The sequence below is a fragment of the Pseudooceanicola sp. HF7 genome (assembly GCF_011806405.1).
In the GTDB taxonomy this organism is placed as follows: domain Bacteria; phylum Pseudomonadota; class Alphaproteobacteria; order Rhodobacterales; family Rhodobacteraceae; genus Pseudooceanicola.
Window position 1 is genome coordinate 187149 of the sequence record NZ_JAATOW010000004.1, and the last position, 15850, is coordinate 202998.

The 15850-nt window shown below is 64.5% G+C and carries 15 protein-coding genes; 13 read left to right on the plus strand and 2 right to left on the minus strand.

Going from position 1 to position 15850, the window contains the following annotated elements; genetic code table 11:
* From HCZ97_RS03695 to HCZ97_RS03725, 7 genes are all read left to right on the plus strand, one after another.
* On the plus strand, positions 1-1326 hold the full coding sequence (locus HCZ97_RS03695; RefSeq protein ID WP_167687321.1) for a TRAP transporter large permease subunit: 1326 nt from the start codon (positions 1-3) through the stop codon (positions 1324-1326).
* A gap of 54 nt (positions 1327-1380) precedes the next feature.
* On the plus strand, positions 1381-2430 hold the full coding sequence (locus HCZ97_RS03700; RefSeq protein ID WP_167687322.1) for a TRAP transporter substrate-binding protein: 1050 nt from the start codon (positions 1381-1383) through the stop codon (positions 2428-2430).
* 103 nt (positions 2431-2533) lie between these two features.
* The gene (locus tag HCZ97_RS03705; protein WP_167687323.1) at positions 2534-3895 is read left to right on the plus strand and encodes a glutamine synthetase family protein; all 1362 of its coding nucleotides are present in this window, start codon (positions 2534-2536) and stop codon (positions 3893-3895) included.
* 2 nt (positions 3896-3897) lie between these two features.
* Positions 3898-5274, plus strand: a complete 1377-nt coding sequence (locus tag HCZ97_RS03710) for an aldehyde dehydrogenase family protein (RefSeq protein WP_167687324.1) — start codon at positions 3898-3900, stop codon at positions 5272-5274.
* A gap of 10 nt (positions 5275-5284) precedes the next feature.
* Entirely contained in the window at positions 5285-6430 is a 1146-nt protein-coding gene (locus HCZ97_RS03715; protein ID WP_167687325.1) for an iron-containing alcohol dehydrogenase, read from the plus strand.
* A 94-nt stretch (positions 6431-6524) separates the two neighbouring features.
* The gene (locus HCZ97_RS03720; protein WP_167687326.1) at positions 6525-7121 is read left to right on the plus strand and encodes a DNA-3-methyladenine glycosylase I; all 597 of its coding nucleotides are present in this window, start codon (positions 6525-6527) and stop codon (positions 7119-7121) included.
* Between the two features lie 52 nt (positions 7122-7173).
* The gene (locus HCZ97_RS03725; RefSeq protein ID WP_167687327.1) at positions 7174-7794 is read left to right on the plus strand and encodes a hypothetical protein; all 621 of its coding nucleotides are present in this window, start codon (positions 7174-7176) and stop codon (positions 7792-7794) included.
* Between the two features lie 23 nt (positions 7795-7817).
* Here HCZ97_RS03725 and HCZ97_RS03730 read toward each other — a convergent pair whose 3' ends face one another.
* Positions 7818-8063, minus strand: a complete 246-nt coding sequence (locus tag HCZ97_RS03730; protein ID WP_167687328.1) for an accessory factor UbiK family protein — start codon at positions 8061-8063, stop codon at positions 7818-7820.
* Between the two features lie 136 nt (positions 8064-8199).
* Between HCZ97_RS03730 and lgt the strand changes: the two genes are divergently transcribed.
* From lgt to pgeF, 3 genes are read left to right on the plus strand one after another with little or no spacing between them, the layout of a single operon-like run.
* Positions 8200-9099 (plus strand): prolipoprotein diacylglyceryl transferase, encoded by a 900-nt coding sequence (lgt, locus tag HCZ97_RS03735; RefSeq protein ID WP_167687329.1) that lies wholly within the window; start codon positions 8200-8202, stop codon positions 9097-9099.
* Positions 9096-10181, plus strand: a complete 1086-nt coding sequence (locus HCZ97_RS03740; RefSeq protein ID WP_167687330.1) for a class I SAM-dependent methyltransferase — start codon at positions 9096-9098, stop codon at positions 10179-10181. Before lgt ends, HCZ97_RS03740 begins: the two co-directional genes overlap by 4 nt.
* Positions 10178-10933: a peptidoglycan editing factor PgeF gene (gene pgeF / locus HCZ97_RS03745; protein WP_167687331.1), complete on the plus strand. Its 756-nt coding sequence runs from the start codon at positions 10178-10180 to the stop codon at positions 10931-10933. Before HCZ97_RS03740 ends, pgeF begins: the two co-directional genes overlap by 4 nt.
* 7 nt (positions 10934-10940) lie before the next feature.
* On the opposite strand, the gene HCZ97_RS03750 is transcribed toward pgeF, so the two are convergent.
* The gene (locus tag HCZ97_RS03750) at positions 10941-11444 is read right to left on the minus strand and encodes an Lrp/AsnC family transcriptional regulator (RefSeq protein WP_167687332.1); all 504 of its coding nucleotides are present in this window, start codon (positions 11442-11444) and stop codon (positions 10941-10943) included.
* Between the two features lie 186 nt (positions 11445-11630).
* Between HCZ97_RS03750 and trxB the strand changes: the two genes are divergently transcribed.
* The 3 genes from trxB (at position 11631) to HCZ97_RS03765 (ending at position 15850) form a co-directional block, all read left to right on the plus strand.
* Positions 11631-12629: a thioredoxin-disulfide reductase gene (gene trxB, locus HCZ97_RS03755; protein WP_167687333.1), complete on the plus strand. Its 999-nt coding sequence runs from the start codon at positions 11631-11633 to the stop codon at positions 12627-12629.
* A 255-nt stretch (positions 12630-12884) separates the two neighbouring features.
* Positions 12885-14963, plus strand: a complete 2079-nt coding sequence (locus HCZ97_RS03760; protein WP_167687380.1) for a bifunctional sulfate adenylyltransferase/adenylylsulfate kinase — start codon at positions 12885-12887, stop codon at positions 14961-14963.
* A gap of 41 nt (positions 14964-15004) precedes the next feature.
* On the plus strand, positions 15005-15850 hold the full coding sequence (locus HCZ97_RS03765; protein WP_167687334.1) for a glycosyltransferase family 2 protein: 846 nt from the start codon (positions 15005-15007) through the stop codon (positions 15848-15850).

Consider the following 15850-nt stretch of genomic DNA (forward strand, 5'->3'; position numbering starts at 1 on the left):
ATGTCCTACGAATTGATCGCCCTGCTGATGTTCTCCACGATGATGCTGATGCTGCTGACCGGCCAGCGGGTCTTCGGCGCCATCGGCTTTGTCGCCGTGGTGGCCGCGCTGCTGCTCTGGGGCGACAAGGGGGGCTACGACCTGGGCTACGGGGCCCTCATGAAGCTCATGAAATGGTACCCGATGCTGACGCTGCCGATGTTCGTCTTCATGGGCTACGTGCTGTCGGAATCCAAGATCGCCGATGACCTCTACCGGATGTTCCACGTCTGGATGGGCGGCATCAAGGGCGGGCTGGCCATCGGCACCATCGGACTGATGGTGCTGGTCTCTGCCATGAACGGGCTTTCGGTCGCCGGCATGGCCATCGGCTCGACCATCGCTTTGCCGGAACTGCTGAAGCGCGGCTATGACAAGAAAATGGTGACGGGCGTGATCCAGGCGGGGTCTTCGCTGGGCATCCTGGTGCCGCCCTCCGTGGTGCTGGTGCTTTATGCGATGATCGCGCGGCAGCCCGTGGGCCAACTCTGGCTGGCAGGCGTGGGCCCCGGGCTTCTGATGGCCGGCCTTTTCATCGCCTATATCGTGATCCGCTGCGCACTGAACCCGTCGCTTGGCCCCACCCTGCCGGAAGAAGAACGCGCCCAGGTGACCCGGGCCGAGAAGTTCCGCCTGATGCGCGCGGGCCTGCTGCCGGTCGGGATCTTCCTGATCATGATGGTGCCTTTCGTGAAGGGCTGGACCTCTCTGGTGGAAGCCTCTGCCATCGGGGCCATCGCGGCCTTCCTGGCGGCTGTCCTCAAGGGGCGGATGACCTGGACCGTGTTCGAGACCGCAACGCGCAACACGCTGGGTATCTCCTGCATGTTCATGTGGATCATCCTGGCCGCCCTGGCCTTCGGGGCCGTCTTCGACGGGCTGGGCGCGGTCAAGGCGATCGACTTCCTGTTCACCGAAAAGCTGGGCCTGAGCCCCTGGATGATCCTCATCCTGATGCAGCTGAGCTTCCTGGTGATGGGCAGCTTCCTGGACGACACGGCCATGCTGGTCATCGTTGCACCGCTTTACGTGCCGCTGGTGGGCGAGCTGGGCTTCGACCTGGTCTGGTACGGCGTCCTTTACACGATCACCTGCCAGATCGCCTACATGACGCCACCTTTCGGCTACAACCTGTTCCTGATGCGCGCCATGGCCCCGCCTGAGATCACGCTGAAGGATATCTATGGCTCCATCGCGCCCTTCGTCGCGGTGATGATCCTGGCACTGGTCATCGTGATGGTCTTTCCGCAGATTGCCACATGGCTGCCCAACAATGTCTACCAATAGCAACCAGAACCCCGGCTCACGGGGCTCACGAATCGTAACAATGGGAGAAGACAGATGACCAAGACACCGACAAACAGACGTTCCTTCCTGCGCGGGGCCGCGATGGCTGCCCCTGCAGCCCTGGCAGCACCTGGCATCCTGCGCGCCCAGGAAGCCATCAAGTGGCGCTTCCAGACCTACGCGGGCTCTGCCCTGGGCCAGGAAGTCACCAAGCCTGCCATCGACGCGATCAACGCCGCCGCACAGGGCGAGCTTGAGATCGAGCTTTACTACGCCGACCAGATCGTCCCCACGGGCGAGCTGTTCCAGGCCCTGCAGCGTGGCACGCTGGACGGCGTGCACTCGGACGACGACTCGATGGCCTCGCCCACCCCGGTGCGCAACTTCGGCGGTTACTTCCCGCTGGCCACCAAGCATTCGCTCGACGTGCCGGTGCTGTTCAACCAGTACGGCCTGGCCGAGATCTGGGAAGAAGAATACGCCAAGGTCGGCGTCAAGTGGCTGTCGGCTGCCGGGCAGGATCCGTGCAACTTCAACACCAAGAAGGAAGTCACCAGCCTCGCGGATCTCGAGGGCCTGAAGCTTTACACCTTCCCGACCGCGGGCCGCTTCCTGCAGCAATTCGGTGTCGTGCCGGTGAACATCCCCTACGAGGACGCGCAGGTTGCCGTTCAGACCGGCGAGCTTGACGGCATGGCCTGGTCCGGGATCACCGAGGATTACACCGTCGGCTGGGCGGATGTGACCGACTACTTCCTGACCAACAACATCTCCGGCGCCTGGATCGGGTCCTTCTTCGTCAACCAGCAACGCTGGGCCGACCTGCCCGAGCACCTGAAGAGCATCGTCTCCTCGGCCATCGAGGCCAGCCACACCTACCGCAACCAGTGGTACTGGGGCGGCGAGGCACGGCTGCGTGCACAGGGCGACAAGCTGCAGCTGCGCTCGATCCCGCAGGAAGAATGGAAAGCCGTCGAAGAGGCTGCCGTCACCTTCTGGGACGAGATGGCCGAAGAAGGCGAAGTGGCCGCCAAGATCGTGAAGATCTTCCGCGACTACAACGACGTGACGTCCAAGGCAGGCCCGCCCTACACCTTCGGCTGAGCCGGGAAATAACGCGACGTGAACGGGGCGGCCTTTGCGGGCCGCCCCCTTGCGGGTTCAGGGCTTTCGCGCCAGACCCGGTTGAGAGAAGAGGGAAGAGAACATGGCAGCACTGAGCTTCGATACGTTGAAGAAACAGGTGAAGAGCGGCGAGGTGGACACGGTCCTGGCCTGCATCATCGACATGCAGGGCCGCCTGATGGGCAAGCGGTTCCACGCGGCGCATTTCATCGACAGCGCCTGGGAAGAAAGCCATTGCTGCAACTACCTGCTGGCGACCGACCTCGAGATGTACACGGTCGAAGGCTACGCCGCGACCTCCTGGGAGGGCGGCTACGGCGACTACATCATGAAGCCGGACCTGGAAACGCTGCGCCCCGCGCCCTGGCTTGAGGGGACCGTGCTGGTGCTCTGCGATGTGCTGGATCACCACAGCCACGAACCCGTCGCCCATTCCCCCCGCGCCATGCTGAAGGCACAGGTGGCCCGGTTGGCAGAGATGGGCATCACCCCGATGATGGCGACGGAGCTTGAATTCAACCTGTTCCGCAAGAGCTATGACGAGATCCGCGCCTCGGGCTACACTGACCTCGCGACGATCTCGCCCTACAACGAAGATTATTCGATCCAGCTGACCCTGCGCGACGAGGTGGTGCTGCGCCCGGTGCGCAACGCGCTCTACGCGGCGGGCATCCCGGTGGAAAACACCAAGGGCGAGGCAGAGGTCGGCCAGGAAGAGCTGAACATCAAGTATGCCCCGGCCGTGGATTGCGCGGACTACCACACGATCGCCAAGCACTGCGTGAAGGACATCGCGCTGGAAAAGGGGCATTCGGCCAGCTTCCTGCCCAAGTGGCACCGCGACCGGGTCGGCAACTCCACCCATATCCACCAGTCCATGTGGAAGGACGGAAAGAACGTCTTCTTCGACCCGGATGACAAGCTGGGCATGTCGGACCTGATGAAGAGCTATTGCGCCGGCATCATCAAGTACGCACCCGATTACACCTACTTCCTGGCGCCCAACATCAACTCCTACAAGCGTTTCCAGAAGGGCACCTTTGCCCCGACAAAGGCCGTCTGGTCCGTGGATAACCGCACCGCCGGTTTCCGTCTTTGCGGTGAGGGATCCAAGGCCGTGCGCATGGAATGCCGGATCGGTGGCAGCGACATGAACCCCTACCTGGGCATGGCGGTGCAGATTGCCGCTGGCCTCAAGGGGATCGAAGAGGGGCTGCAGCTGGCCCCGCCCACCGCAGGCGACGTCTATGACAGCGCCGCGGTCGTTGAGATCCCCGCGACGCTGCGCGCCGCGCGCGAGACGCTCACCGCCTCTGCCATGCTGCGCGAGGCCTTCGGCGATGCGGTGATCGACCACTACACGCATGCGGCGGACTGGGAACAGGAAGCCTTCGACGCAGTCGTCACAGACTGGGAATTGCAACGCGGATTCGAAAGAGCCTGACCATGACCGATACCGTGAAACTGATCTCGCCGGTGGATGGCTCCACCTACCTGGAGCGTGAACTGCTGGACGAGGGGGCCGCCCGCGCGGCCGTCGAGGCCGCCCGTGCGGCGCAGCCCGAATGGGCTGCCACCCCCATAGCAGACCGCATCGCCATGGTGCGCAAGGCCGTCGCCATCATCGGTGAACAGACGGACCGCATGACCGAAGAGCTCGCCTGGCAGATGGGGCGCCCGATCCGCTACGGCGGCGAATTCGGCGGCTTCCAGGAACGCGCGCTCTACATGGCCGATATCGCGGAGCAGGCGCTTGCCCCCATCGTGATCGAGGACAGCGCAGCCTTCACCCGCAAGATCACCCGCGAACCCCACGGGCTCGTCTACGTGATCGCGCCCTGGAACTACCCCTACATGACCGCCATCAATACCGTGGCCCCGGCGCTGATCGCCGGCAATGCCGTGGTGCTGAAGCACGCGGTCCAGACGCTGAAGGTCGGCGAACACCTGGCCGAGGCGTTCCACGCCGCGGGCGTGCCGGCGGATGTGTTCCAGAACATCGTGATCAACCACGCCGTTAGCTCTGCCCTGCTGGCCGATGGCCTGTTCAACTTCATCAACTTCACCGGCTCGGTTCGGGGCGGACGCGAAGTGGAACGCGACGCGGCAGGCACCTTCACGCCGGTCGCCACCGAACTGGGCGGCAAGGATCCCGGCTATGTCCGGGCCGATGCGGAGCTGGATGCGGCCGTGGACGGGCTGATGGATGGCGCCATGTTCAACGCCGGGCAGTGCTGCTGCGGGATCGAGCGGATCTACGTCCACGAAAGCCTGTATGACGCCTTCGTCGAAAAGGCCGTGGCCTGGGTAAAGGGCCAGAAGCTGGGCAACCCGCTGGACCCGGAAACCACGCTTGGCCCCATGGCCAACGTGCGCTTTGCCGGTACCGTGCGCGCGCAGATCGAATTTGCCGTCGCCGAGGGCGCCACCGCGCATATCCCGACGCTGCCCGAAGACGATGGCGGCGCCTACCTGACGCCGCAGATCCTGACCGGCGTGACCCACGACATGGAAGTCATGCGCGAGGAAAGCTTCGGCCCTGTCGTCGGCATCATGCCGGTCTCGGGCGACGAAGAGGCCATCGCCCTGATGAACGACTGCAAGTACGGGCTGACCGCCGCCGTCTTCACCAAGGACGCCGCGGCGATGGAGGTCATCGCGCCGCAGCTTCAGACAGGCACCGTCTTCATGAACCGCTGCGACTACCTGGACCCGGCACTTTGCTGGACCGGCTGCAAGGATACCGGCCATGGCGCGGGCCTGTCGGTGCTGGGCTTCCAGGCACTGACCCGTCCCAAATCGCATCACTATCGCAAATCCTGAGGAAGACCCCATGACCCTCACCGGAAACTGGTCCTACCCGACCGCAATCCGCTTCGGCGCAGGCCGTATCGCGGAAATCGCCGAAGCCTGCGGCGCCGCCAATATCCGCAAGCCCCTGCTTGTCACCGACCGGGGGCTGGCAAGCATGGACATCACCCAGAAGACGCTCGACCTGATGGTCGCGGGCGGGCTGGGACGCGAGATGTTCTCTGGCGTGGATGCCAACCCGACGGAAAAGAACCTGGAAGAGGGCCTGAAGGTCTATCGCGAGGGCGGCCATGACGGGGTGATCGCCTTCGGCGGTGGCTCGGGCCTGGATCTGGCCAAGATGATCGCCTTCATGTCCGGCCAGACCCGCCCGGTCTGGGACTACGAGGATATCGGCGACTGGTGGACCCGTGCCGACCCCGATGGCATCGCGCCCATCGTGGCCGTGCCGACCACCGCCGGGACCGGATCCGAGGTGGGGCGCGCCAGCGTCATCACCAACTCCGAGACCCACGTGAAGAAGATCATCTTCCACCCCAAGGTCCTGCCGGCCGTCGTCATCTGCGACCCCGAGCTGACCGTGGGCATGCCCAAGTTCATCACCGCCGGCACCGGCCTTGATGCCTTTGCGCATTGCGTCGAGGCGTTCTCCAGCCCCCACTACCACCCGATGTCCCAGGGCATCGCGCTGGAAGGCATGCGCCTGGTGATCGAGAACCTGCCGCAGGCCTACGAGGACGGCACCGACATCGAGGCCCGCGCTAACATGATGTCCGCCGCCATGATGGGTGCCACCGCCTTCCAGAAGGGCCTTGGCGCGATCCATGCGCTGAGCCACCCGATCGGGGCGGTCTACAACACCCACCACGGCACCACCAATGCGGTCTTCATGCCCGAAGTGCTGAAGCTGAACGCCGACGCGATCCGCGACCGCTTCGACGTGGCCGCGCCCTACCTGGGGATCGAAGGCGGCTTCGAGGGCTTCTGCACCTTCGTGCAGGCCTTCAACGATCGCCTTGGCATTCCGCGCAAGCTGTCCGCCATCGGCGTGACCGACGACCGGGTGGACGATATCGTCGCCATGGCGCTTGAGGACCCCTCCTGCGGCGGCAACCCGGTGACGCTGACGGCCGGGAACCTGAAGCCGGTGCTGGAAGCCGTTCTCTAAGACTGCTGACAGGGCGCTGTCAGCAGCGCCGATTGACTTGGATGCCACGGGCCGGGACAGTTTCCCGGCCCGTTTTCCTTTCCAAGAGGCGCCCATGACCATTCCCGGCCCCGATGGCCGCCCGCGCTGCACCTGGTGCGGCGGCGCGCCAGAGTTCTTTCCCTATCACGATGCCGAATGGGGCTTTCCCGTGGCCGATGACCAGCGGCTCTTTGAAAAGCTCTGCCTTGAAAGCTTCCAGTCCGGGTTGAGCTGGCGCACGATCCTGGCCAAGCGCGACAACTTCCGTGCCGCCTTCGACGGTTTCGACTTCCGAAAGGTCGCTGCCTACGGACCAGAGGAGGTGACCCGCCTGCTGGCGGACGCGGGGATCGTGCGCCATCGTGGCAAGATCGAAGCGGTCATCAACAACGCCGCCCGCGCGGTGGAAATGGTGGAAAGCGAAGGCTCCCTTGCCGCCTATTTCTGGCGGTTCGAGGAAGCCGCCCCCGGCACGCCGCTGAGCGCCTCTCTCACCGAGACATCGAAGAGGCTGTCCAAGGATCTCAAGGCGCGCGGCTGGAAATTCGTGGGGCCGACAACCGTTTTCGCCTTCATGCAAGCCATGGGGCTGGTCAACGATCACGCCGGCGATTGCGTGATCCGCGCCGAAGTCACCCGCGCCCGAGCGGCCTTCACGCCGCCCCTTTAACGGTTACGCGTGCTGGTCTAGGCTGGTGCCATTGCCGTGAAGGAGTTCCGCCATGATCCGGTTCCTCTGCCTTGCCCTCTCGGGCCTGCTTCTGGCCGCCTGCGCCAGCGTCACCACCCAGGTGGACGCGATCTCTGCCATTCCAGAGGGGGTCGAGCCCAAGACCGTCTACATCACACCCGCTCCGGGGATGGACGGCAACTCACTGGCCTGGCAGCAATATTCCAGGGTGCTGGCCGGCGTCCTGCTGGGCAAGGGGTATACGCCGCTGGCCAGCCGCTCGGGCGCGCGCCTTGTGGCCGCCTTCGGCTACCAGATCGACAACGGAGAGAAAGTGACCACCCAGTACTCGGTTCCCGAGCGCGGCATCATCGGCTATCGCAACGTGTCCCGCCCCGGACCGAACGGCGGGACGATCCAGGAAACGGTGCCGATCTGGGGTGTCGTCGGCTACGATTGGCGGACGCGGACGGATATCGTCTTTACCGCGCAGGTCAGCATCAACATGACCGACAGCCGCACCGGCAAACGGGCCTTTGAAGGGCGCGGGCTGAACCGCGGCGCCTGCAGCAACTTTGCCCCGCTGGCCGCGCCAATGATCGGAGCCGTGCTCAGCGACTTCCCCGCCGGCAGGCAGGGGCGCGTCACCATAGAGACGGAAGGCGCCTGCTAGCAGGCAGGCGCCAGGGCCACCGCTTACTTCGCGGCGGCTTCCAGCGCGTCAAGACGGGCCTTGAGTGCCTCGTTCTCTTCGCGTGCTTTCTTCGCCATCAGCTCCACGGCCTCGAACTGCTCGCGGGTGACAAAGTCACGATCCGCAAGCCAGCGGTCGATCATGGAGTTGAAGGCGGTCTCTGCCTCGTCCTTGGCACCCTGGGCAACGCCCATGGCATTGGTCATGAGCTGAGACATGTCGTCGAAAAACTTGGACCGGGTCTGCATTTTGGCCTCGCGCCTGGCTGTTACACTTCCCCCTCTATATGGGGGCGAACAGGCTGGCCTCAACCCCGCGTGATGCCGGACCCTGCCATACGGAGCGCGCTTGACACTCCAAGCGGCACAATTGCAGATACCGCCAATGCAGGCCGTGATCCCCTTCCCCGATATCGCGCCCGAGATCTTCTCCGTGAACATCTTCGGGCTCACTTTCGCTTTGCGCTGGTATGCCCTGGCCTATCTGGTCGGCATTTTCCTGGGCTGGTTGCTGGCCCGCAGCGCGCTGCGTCGCGCCAGTCTCTGGCAGCGCAACCAGCCCCCGATGAGCGATACGCAGCTGGGGGATTTCATCACCTGGCTGATCGTGGGGGTCGTCCTGGGCGGGCGGCTGGGCTTCGTGCTGTTCTACCAGCCCGCCTATTACTTCAGCCACCCGCAGGAGATCCTGGCGATCTGGCAGGGAGGCATGTCCTTCCACGGCGGGTTGCTGGGCGTGGCAGTGGCCACCCTGATCTATTGCGCGCGCTGGAAGGTGCCGCTGCTGCCGGCGATGGACATGCTGGCGCTTGGCACACCGCCGGGCCTGATGCTGGGCCGGATCGCCAATTTCATCAATGCAGAGCTTTGGGGCAGACCGACGGATGCACCCTGGGGCGTTATCTTCCCCGGACCGGCAGCGCAGAACTGCCCCGGTGTTGACGGCCTTTGCGCGCGCCACCCCTCTCAGCTTTATGAAGCCGGTCTGGAAGGTCTGGCCCTTGGGCTGATCCTGATCGTGCTGGCCTTTGCCACCCGCACGCTGAAACACCCCGGTCGCCTGACCGGCGTCTTCATCGCCGGCTACGGGCTGGCCCGGATGGTGGTGGAGCTTTTCCGGCTGGCGGACCATCAGTTCATCACCGCGGGCAACCCCCATGGGCATGTCATCCGCTTCTCCGCAGAGCTGGGCCTGACCATGGGCCAGGTGCTTTCGCTGCCGATGGTGCTGCTTGGGCTCGCCTTCATCCTGTGGTCCTTCCGCCCCGCGAAGGCCGCCCCATGAGCGCGCTGACCCAACACCTGCTGACCCGGATCGCCCAAGACGGGCCGCTCAAGATCAGCGATTACATGGCCGAGTGCCTGCTGCATCCGCAGCACGGCTACTACATCACGCGCGATCCCCTGGGACAGGCCGGTGACTTCACCACCGCGCCCGAGATTTCCCAGATGTTCGGTGAATTGCTGGGCCTTGCCCTGGCGCAAAGCTGGCTGGACCAGGGGTCACCGGCGCCCTTCACCCTGGCGGAACTGGGCCCCGGACGGGGCACGCTGATGGCGGACCTGCTGCGGGCCACCCGTGGCGTGCCGGGCTTTCACGACGCCATGCAGCTTTACCTGGTAGAGGCCTCTCCGCCCCTGCGCGCGGCTCAGGCAGAGCTCTTGGCGGGCTACGCCCCGCAATGGCTGGACAGGGTCGACGCCTTGCCGGAAGCGCCCCTTTTCCTTGTTGCCAATGAATTCTTCGACGCCTTACCGATCCGCCAGTTCATCCGGGCCGGCGACCTCTGGAGCGAGCGGCGCATCGCTGCGGAGGGGGACAGCCTGCAACCGGGCCTGACGCCGCCCGCGCCGGAACCTGCGCTGGATCACCGGCTGGCGGACACGAAGGACGGCGACCTGGTAGAGCTCTGCCCCGCTGCCGGGGCCATCGCCGGCCAGATCGGTGCCCGCATCGCACAGCATGGCGGCACGGCCCTTGTCGCGGATTACGGCGACTGGCGCAGCCAGGGCGATACGCTTCAGGCCCTGCGCAACCATGACCACGCCGATCCCTTCGAGACCCCCGGCGAAGCGGACCTGACCGCCCACGTCGATTTCGAGGAAATCGCCACCGGTGCCGCCCCCGCGACCCACAGCCTCTTGACCACCCAGGGCGTCTTCCTTGAGCGTCTTGGCATCACGGCGCGGGCGCAGGCCCTGGCCAAGGCCCTGAGCGGCGACGCGCTTTCCAGTCACATCGCTGCACATCGCCGCTTGACCCACCCCGAAGAAATGGGGACGCTCTTCAAGATTCTAGCCCTCTTTCCCAGGGGCCAGCGCCCGCCGCCCGGCCTGGAACCGCTCCCGACGACAAAGCCAGTATGACATTGGAAATCCTCACCTACCCGACTCTCGGCGCAATCCGTCATGGCTTCTTCACCCGCAAGGGCGGGGCCTCCTCAGGGATTTTCCACGGGCTGAACTGCGGCCCCGGATCCTCCGACCAGGCAGAGATCGTCTCCATCAACCGGGCGCGCGTGGCAGAGGCGATGGATGTCGCCCCCGCCAGCCTGGTCCAGGTACGCCAGGTCCATTCCAGCCGGGCGCTGCCGGTCCGGGACGCCTTCGACATCGCACCGGAAGCCGATGCCATGGCGACCGCGACTCCGGGCCTGGCCCTTGCGGTGCTGACCGCCGATTGCCAGCCGGTGCTTTTTGCAGACCCCAAGGCACGCGTCGTGGGCGCCGCCCATGCGGGCTGGCGCGGCGCGCGGGATGGTGTGCTGGAGGCCACGCTGGACGCGATGGAAGAGCTGGGCGCGCGACGCCAGGACGTGAAGGCCGTCATCGGCCCGACCATCAGCCAGCGCGCCTATGAGGTCGGCCCCGAGTTCCTTGACGATTTCCTGGCCGAAGATCCCGACAACAGCCGCTTCTTTGCCAACGGCAACGGCGACCGGCTGCATTTCGACCTGCCCAGCTACGGGCTGCACCGTCTGCGCTCTGCCGGGGTGGCGAGCGCGAACTGGACCGGCCATTGCACCTATTCGGATCCGGCGCGATTCTTCTCTTATCGCCGGGCCACCCATGAGGGTGAAGCGGATTACGGCCGGCTGATTTCGGTGATCCGGATCTAGGACGCGCTCAGGCGTCCCGCGCCAGCCGCTCTTCGAGCACTTCGAAGGGCACGCCGGGCTCATCCTTGGCGCCACGAATGACCAGGGACGTCTTCACGCTGGCGACGTTCTCTGCGCTGGTAAGCTGGCTGGTCAGGAATGTCTGGAAAGTAGAGAGATCCGGCGCCACGCATTTCAGGATGAAGTCGACCTCACCGTTCAGCATGTGGCATTCGCGGACCAGGGGCCACTCGCGGCACTTTTCCTCGAAAGCCACCAGGTCCGCCTCGGCTTGACTGACCAGCCCGACTGAGGCAAAGACCTGCACCTCGAACCCCAGTTCGCGGGAGTCGACCTCTGCATGGTAGCCACGGATGTATCCGGCTTCTTCCAGCGTCCGCACGCGACGCAGGCAAGGCGGCGCGGAAATGCCCACGCGCTTTGCCAGCTCGACATTGGTCATGCGTCCGTCGGCCTGAAGCTCCGCCAGGATCTTGCGGTCAATCGGGTCCAAACGTGTGCCAGCGGCCATAATTATCCTCTCCAGAATTGCGTTTCTTATAGCAGCGCCCCTGACTGGCGCAATAATATTTCGTATATCGGCAAGATTCTGTTACCGCCACCAGGAAACCCCGGCCGCCTTTCTGTGCATGGCCCATTCCTTGCACCCGGACGCCCCCGCGCTTAAGTAGGCAAAGCTGCAAATCAGGGGAAAGACATGGCCGAACAGCGCAAGACGAAGGTACTCATCATCGGGTCCGGCCCTGCCGGCTACACGGCGGCCGTCTATGCCAGCCGCGCCATGCTGGAGCCCATCCTGGTCCAGGGGATCGAGCCCGGCGGCCAGCTGACCACCACCACCGAGGTGGAGAACTGGCCCGGCGCGACAGAGATCCAGGGACCGGAACTGATGGTCAACATGGAAGCCCATGCCAAGGCGATGGGCACCGAGATCATCGGCGACATCATCACCGATCTGGACCTGTCCAAGCGCCCCTTCGTAGCCAAGGGCGACAGCGGCACGGAATACGTGGCCGATGCGGTCATCCTGGCCACCGGCGCCCGCGCCAAGTGGCTGGGGCTGGACAGTGAAGAGGCCTTCAAGGGCTTCGGCGTCTCTGCCTGTGCCACCTGTGACGGCTTCTTCTACCGCGGCCAGGAAATCGTGGTGATCGGCGGCGGCAACACCGCCGTGGAAGAGGCCCTGTTCCTGACGAACTTCGCCTCCAAGGTGACGCTGATCCACCGCCGCGATGAGCTTCGGGCAGAGAAGATCCTGCAGGACCGCATGGCGAAGAACCCCAAGATCGAACCGCTCTGGTTCCATGAGCTCGTCGAGGTCGTGGGCGAGGACAACCCCAAGGGCGTCACCGGCATCAAGGTGCGCGATGTCCGCTCCGGCGAGGAATCGGATATCTCGGCCAAGGGCGTCTTCGTGGCCATCGGCCATGCGCCGGCATCCGAACTGGTCAAGGACCAGCTTGAGCTGCACCACGGCGGCTACGTGAAGGTCACCCCCGGCTCGACCGAAACCTCGATTCCCGGCGTCTTTGCTGCCGGCGACCTGACCGACCAAAAGTACCGCCAGGCCGTGACCAGCGCCGGCATGGGCTGCATGGCAGCGCTTGATGCAGAGCGTTACCTGTCCGAAGTCGGGTTGGACGAGGGCAAGGATGAAACCCTGCCGCTTGGTTACGGCGCCCCCAACGAGGCCTGAGAGGCCTGCACATTCCTGACGTCTTATGCGCCGCATCCCTTCAGGGGGTGCGGCGCTTCCCGTTCCGGGCCCCTGCCCTGCCCGCCGGAGCCAGCAGCACGCCCGAAAGCACCCCGGTTGCCTAGGCAGAGCGTAGAAAGCAGGACCTTCCTGCGCCAAATGCGCCGATTCATGCCGGGAACACAAAAAACCCCTATGCAGCGCCCTGTCGATATGTAATGCGTTCAGCCGTGAACACACTTGGGTCGCACGATTTTGCCGTCACAGAAGACATCTCCGATTTCCGACGAAGAAGATCAGCTCTTCCGCCTCCTGCGCCATCTCGACATGGCACCGGACGCGTCGCAGCGCACGATTTCTTCGGCCATCGGCGTCTCCCTGGGAAGGCTTAACGCGCAACTTCGTTCGGCCTCAGAGGCCGGGTTCATCAAGGTCAGCCAACGTGCTGGCCCCGACAAGCGTCAGCGCTTTGCCTATGCGCTGACCACACGCGGCGCGGCAGAGAAGATCCGTCTTACGGATCAATTCCTTGCCGCGAAGTTCCTCGAGTATCAGATGCTCCATGCCGAATTGACCGGCATCCGCCCTGGCCTCACACCTTTAAGCGACAGGACTACTTTCATGCAAAATAACCTAGCCCCCATTTCGGAGCTCTACGTCTCCTCTGATTCTGCCCAGAAACTGAAGGTCGAAGCAGCCGACCTCGTCTCCTGGGACCTGACCCCGCGCCAGATCTGCGACCTGGAACTGCTGATGAACGGCGGCTTCGCACCGCTGAAGGGCTTCCTGACCGAGGCCGATTACGACGGCGTCGTCGAGAACATGCGCACCGCCGATGGCACGCTCTGGCCGATGCCCATCACGCTGGACGTCTCCGAAGAGTTCGCTTCCAAGCTGGAAGAGGGCCAGGACATCGCCCTGCGCGATCAGGAAGGCGTCATCCTGGCGACCATGACGGTCACCGACAACTGGACCCCCAACAAGTCCAAGGAAGCCGAAAAGGTCTTCGGCGCGGATGACGAAGCCCACCCGGCCGTGCATTACCTGCACAACACCGCCGGCAACGTCTACCTTGGCGGCCCGGTCACCGGCATCCAGACCCCGATGCACTACGACTTCCGTGCCCGTCGCGACACGCCGAACGAACTGCGCGCCTTCTTCCGCAAGATGGGCTGGCGCAAGGTCGTGGCCTTCCAGACCCGGAACCCGCTGCACCGCGCCCACCAGGAGCTGACCTTCCGCGCCGCGCGCGAAGCCCAGGCCAACCTGCTGATCCACCCGGTCGTCGGCATGACCAAGCCGGGCGACGTCGATCACTTCACCCGCGTGCGCTGCTACGAAGCCGTCCTGGACAAGTACCCGGCCTCCACCACCACCATGTCGCTGCTGCCGCTGGCAATGCGCATGGCCGGCCCGCGTGAGGCCGTCTGGCATGGCCTGATCCGCAAGAACTACGGCGTGACCCACTTCATCGTCGGCCGCGACCACGCCGGCCCCGGCTCCAACTCCGCCGGCGAAGACTTCTACGGCCCCTATGACGCGCAAGAGCTATTCAAGGAGCACGAAGAGGAAATGGGCATCGAAATGGTGCCGTTCAAACACATGGTCTACGTGGAAGAACGCGCCCAGTACGAGCCCAACGACGAGATCGAGGACAAGGACAACGTCACCATCCTCAACATCTCCGGCACCGAACTGCGCCGCCGTCTGGCCGAAGGCCTGGAAATCCCGGAATGGTTCTCCTTCCCCGAGGTTGTCGCCGAACTGCGCAAGACCAAGCCGCCGCGCGCCAAGCAGGGCTTCACGGTCTTCCTGACCGGCTTCTCCGGCTCGGGCAAATCCACCATCGCGAACGCCGTCATGGTCAAGCTGATGGAAATGGGTGGCCGTCCGGTGACGCTGCTCGATGGCGACATCGTGCGTAAGAACCTGTCCAGCGAGCTTGGCTTCTCCAAGGAGCACCGCGACCTGAACATCCAGCGGATCGGCTACGTCGCTTCCGAGATCACCAAGAACGGCGGGATTGCCATCTGCGCCCCCATCGCGCCCTATGCAGCCACCCGCCGCATCGTCCGCGAAGGGATCGAGCAGTACGGCGCCTTCGTGGAAGTGCACGTCGCGACCTCCATTGAGGAATGCGAACGCCGCGACCGCAAGGGTCTCTACAAGCTGGCGCGTGAAGGCAAGATCAAGGAGTTCACCGGCATCTCCGACCCCTACGATGTGCCCAAGAACCCCGAGCTGTCGATCGACACCGAAGGCACAGACGTCGACAACTGTGCCCACCAGGTCATCCTCAAGCTGGAAAGCCTGGGCCTGATCAACGGTAACTAAGGGCGCTTGCCCAAGGGTGGAAAGCGGGGCATGAAGACGACATGATCGTCGTCTCGCTTTCCACCATCCCGCCCCGCTTCAACATGCTGGGCCGTACACTTCGCGCCATCCTGGACCAGCGGCACAGGGTGGACGTGATCCGGGTGAACATCCCGGAAACCTATCGCCGTTTCCCCGACCATGAATTCACCCGCCCCCCTCTGCCAGAGGGTGTGACGCTGAGCGTGGGTGACATGGATTTCGGTCCCGCGACCAAGGTCCTGCCGGCCCTTCAGGATTACCGGGACCGCAATGACGTCCGCATCATCTACTGCGATGACGACCGCGTACCCCATCCCGACTGGGTAGGCAGCCTGATCGCCGCCTCCAACGCCCGACCCGATGATTGCATCGCCAACGCGGGCTGGAACCTGTCCCGGATCGGCATTCCCCACGCAGAGACCCGCCAGCCCCGCGCCCAGGCGCTGCGCAGCCGCTGGGACCTGCCCTATCGCCTGCGCCGCCTGCGCCAGACCCTGCGCGAAAAGAAGGACGGCCGGAAATACCCCAAGCCCGCCCGCAGCCGCAATTTCAGCGAGGGCGGGTACATCGATATCGCAGAGGGCTACGCCGGCGTCCTGGTCCGCCCTGCCTTCTTCGACGCGCGTGTCTTCGACGTGCCGGCCAAGCTCTGGACCGTGGATGACATCTGGCTGTCGGGTATGCTGGAGGCCGCGGGCACGGGCATCTGGGGCAATGCCAAGGGCTCCATCCCGCCGGAACAGGACGATGCCTTCGACGATGCGCTGTTCCTTCAGGTGATCGAGGGCCTGGACCGCAGCGAGGCCAATGCCGCCTGCGCCCGTTTCCTGCAAAGCCAATACGGTATCTGGCAGCCCGAAGCCTGA

Bases quoted from the DNA above. Each gene is read 5' to 3' on its own strand.
- HCZ97_RS03695 (WP_167687321.1), top strand. From the start codon at position 1: ATGTCCTACGAATTGATCGCCCTGCTGATGTTCTCCACGATGATGCTG.
- HCZ97_RS03700 (WP_167687322.1), top strand. From the start codon at position 1,381: ATGACCAAGACACCGACAAACAGACGTTCCTTCCTGCGCGGGGCCGCG.
- HCZ97_RS03705 (WP_167687323.1), top strand. From the start codon at position 2,534: ATGGCAGCACTGAGCTTCGATACGTTGAAGAAACAGGTGAAGAGCGGC.
- HCZ97_RS03710 (WP_167687324.1), top strand. From the start codon at position 3,898: ATGACCGATACCGTGAAACTGATCTCGCCGGTGGATGGCTCCACCTAC.
- HCZ97_RS03715 (WP_167687325.1), top strand. From the start codon at position 5,285: ATGACCCTCACCGGAAACTGGTCCTACCCGACCGCAATCCGCTTCGGC.
- HCZ97_RS03720 (WP_167687326.1), top strand. From the start codon at position 6,525: ATGACCATTCCCGGCCCCGATGGCCGCCCGCGCTGCACCTGGTGCGGC.
- HCZ97_RS03725 (WP_167687327.1), top strand. From the start codon at position 7,174: ATGATCCGGTTCCTCTGCCTTGCCCTCTCGGGCCTGCTTCTGGCCGCC.
- HCZ97_RS03730 (WP_167687328.1), bottom strand. From the start codon at position 8,063: ATGCAGACCCGGTCCAAGTTTTTCGACGACATGTCTCAGCTCATGACC.
- lgt (WP_167687329.1), top strand. From the start codon at position 8,200: ATGCAGGCCGTGATCCCCTTCCCCGATATCGCGCCCGAGATCTTCTCC.
- HCZ97_RS03740 (WP_167687330.1), top strand. From the start codon at position 9,096: ATGAGCGCGCTGACCCAACACCTGCTGACCCGGATCGCCCAAGACGGG.
- pgeF (WP_167687331.1), top strand. From the start codon at position 10,178: ATGACATTGGAAATCCTCACCTACCCGACTCTCGGCGCAATCCGTCAT.
- HCZ97_RS03750 (WP_167687332.1), bottom strand. From the start codon at position 11,444: ATGGCCGCTGGCACACGTTTGGACCCGATTGACCGCAAGATCCTGGCG.
- trxB (WP_167687333.1), top strand. From the start codon at position 11,631: ATGGCCGAACAGCGCAAGACGAAGGTACTCATCATCGGGTCCGGCCCT.
- HCZ97_RS03765 (WP_167687334.1), top strand. From the start codon at position 15,005: ATGATCGTCGTCTCGCTTTCCACCATCCCGCCCCGCTTCAACATGCTG.